Source organism: Serratia sp. (in: enterobacteria) (assembly GCF_046715635.1).
Lineage (GTDB): Bacteria > Pseudomonadota > Gammaproteobacteria > Enterobacterales > Enterobacteriaceae > Chania.
In genome coordinates this window covers 1-2,565 of record NZ_JBKJYW010000474.1, presented here as the reverse complement: position 1 = coordinate 2,565, position 2,565 = coordinate 1, and the positions used below count along the sequence as shown (strand labels likewise).

The 2,565-nt window shown below is 55.6% G+C and carries 3 protein-coding genes; 1 reads left to right on the top strand and 2 read right to left on the bottom strand.

The window, feature by feature from the left end; translation table 11 throughout:
• On the bottom strand, positions 1–105 hold a 105-nt coding region (locus ACLQ7H_RS24400; RefSeq protein ID WP_411754898.1), incomplete at its 3' end, for a class II glutamine amidotransferase.
• A gap of 69 nt (positions 106–174) precedes the next feature.
• The gene (gene lpcA, locus ACLQ7H_RS24395; protein WP_021181931.1) at positions 175–756 is read right to left on the bottom strand and encodes a D-sedoheptulose 7-phosphate isomerase; all 582 of its coding nucleotides are present in this window, start codon (positions 754–756) and stop codon (positions 175–177) included.
• A 256-nt stretch (positions 757–1,012) separates the two neighbouring features.
• Between lpcA and ACLQ7H_RS24390 the strand changes: the two genes are divergently transcribed.
• A partial coding sequence (locus ACLQ7H_RS24390; RefSeq protein WP_411754897.1) for an acyl-CoA dehydrogenase occupies positions 1,013–2,565 on the top strand: 1,553 nt, incomplete at its 3' end.

Genomic DNA, 2,565 nt, shown 5'->3' with positions numbered 1-2,565 from the left:
GCCATCTTTATGTGGCCCGGTTCGGCCACCGCGCTGTACCAGCCCGGTAAAGCTAAAGCAGATGTCGGTTGGTACGTTGGCGCTCATCCCGAGCAGTTCACACATCGATTGCCACCCCTTGAGGACTACTGACATTGGGTACAAGGGCGTAGCAAGTGCCACGCCCTACATCCATTAAGCTTTAACCATCTCTTTTTCGATCAACAGGATCAAGATGTGGATCGCTTTGATATGGATTTCCTGGATACGGTCAGCGTAGCCAAAGTGCGGTACGCGGATTTCCACGTCGGCGCTACCGGCCATTTTGCCACCGTCTTTACCGGTCAGGGTGATCACTTTCATCCCCTTGGCGCGGGCCGCTTCAATCGCTTTGATGATGTTGCCAGAGTTGCCGGAGGTGGAGATCCCCAACAGCACGTCGCCTTCACGGCCAACGGATTCCACATAGCGCGAAAACACGTATTCATAGCCAAAATCGTTGCTGACGCAGGACAGATGGCTAACGTCAGAAATCGCGATGGCCGGATAGCCTGGGCGATTCTCACGGTAGCGGCCAGTCAGCTCTTCTGCGAAGTGCATCGCATCGCAATGCGAACCACCGTTACCGCAGGAGATCACTTTCCCGCCGGCTTTAAAGGAGTCCGCCAGCAGCACTGCCGCGCGTTGGATGGTATCAATGTTGGCGTCATCGCTAAGGAATTTAGCCAAAGTATCAGCCGCTTCATTCAGTTCACTGCGAATTAAATCGTGGTACATAGAGATCGCCTCTTGTTGTGCGGTGGCATCGTCAATCTTTCGTCTCGCAGTGTAACGGATTGCAGAAAAACCTAGAAGCGTTGCGACGCAAACAGCGCTAGTGTGAAACGACCCGGCGATTTTTTGACAATTGATGCTGTCAGTTTGTGACTTAAGTTGTAATTAAAGTGTAAATACATTGATAAAAAAATGGGTATGGACTAAAACCATTAGATATACACAACAGGTCAGACCTCTTACTACTTCGGAGCTTCTTATGATGGTTCTTAGTATCGTTGTTTTACTCGCGCTCATTGGTGTGGTGTTTTATCACCGAGTGAATCTGGCTCTCAGCAGTCTGCTGCTGTTAGCCTATACGGCGGCCATGGGCGTTATTGGCCTTTGGACCTACTGGATGCTGGTACCGCTGGCAATCGTGCTGCTGCCGCTGAACATCGTTTCGCTGCGCCGCTCACTGCTTTCTGCCCCGGCACTGCGCGCCTTCCGCAAAGTGATGCCGCCAATGTCCACCACGGAAAAAGAAGCCATCGACGCCGGGACCACCTGGTGGGAAGGCGATCTGTTCCGCGGCCAACCGGATTGGAACAAGCTGCACAACTATCCGCAGCCCAAGCTGACGGCAGAAGAGCAAGCCTTTATCGACGGTCCGGTAGAAGAAGCCTGCCGCATGGCCAATGACTTCCAGATCACCCACGAACTGGCCGACCTGCCGCCGGAGCTGTGGGCCTATCTGAAAGAGCACCGCTTCTTTGCGATGATCATCAAGAAAGAGTACGGCGGGCTAGAATTCTCCCCTTATGCTCAGGCTCGTGTCCTGCAAAAACTGGCGGGTGTCTCAGGTATTCTGGCGATCACCGTCGGCGTGCCTAACTCCCTCGGCCCAGGCGAGCTGCTGCAACATTACGGCACTGAAGAACAGAAAGATCACTACCTGCCAGGCCTGGCGCGCGGCGACGAAATTCCTTGCTTTGCACTGACCAGCCCAGAAGCGGGTTCCGACGCTGGGGCCATCCCAGACGTAGGCACCGTGTGCATGGGCGAATGGCAAGGCAAACAGGTGCTGGGCATGCGCCTGACCTGGAACAAGCGCTACATTACCCTGGCGCCGATTGCCACCGTGCTTGGGCTGGCCTTCAAGCTGCATGACCCAAGCCGCCTGCTGAGCGATAACGAATCCCCCGGCATTACCTGTGCGTTGATCCCAACCAACACCCCAGGGGTGGAGATCGGCAACCGTCACTTCCCGCTCAACGTGCCGTTCCAGAATGGCCCAACCCGCGGCAACGACGTGTTCGTGCCGATCGATTACATCATTGGCGGGCCAAAAATGGCCGGTCAAGGCTGGCGGATGCTGGTTGAATGCTTGTCGGTTGGCCGGGGTATCACTCTGCCATCCAACTCCACCGGCAGCCTGAAATCCGTGGCTTTGGCGACCGGCGCTTACGCCCATATTCGCCGCCAGTTCAAAATCTCTATCGGTAAGATGGAAGGGATTGAAGAACCGCTGGCACGCATTGCCGGTAACACCTACGTGATGGATGCCGCTGCCTCGCTGATCACCTATGCGTTGATGCAGGGCGAAAAACCTGCGGTGCTGTCCGCCATCGTGAAATATCATTGTACCCACCGTGGCCAGCAGGCCATCATCGATGCGATGGATATCACCGGCGGTAAAGGCATCTTGCTGGGCAAAGCCAACTTCCTGGCCCGTGCCTACCAGGGCGCGCCGATCGCCATCACGGTGGATGGTGCCAATATCCTGACCCGTACCATGATGATCTTTGGCCAGGGGGCGATCCGCTGCCATCG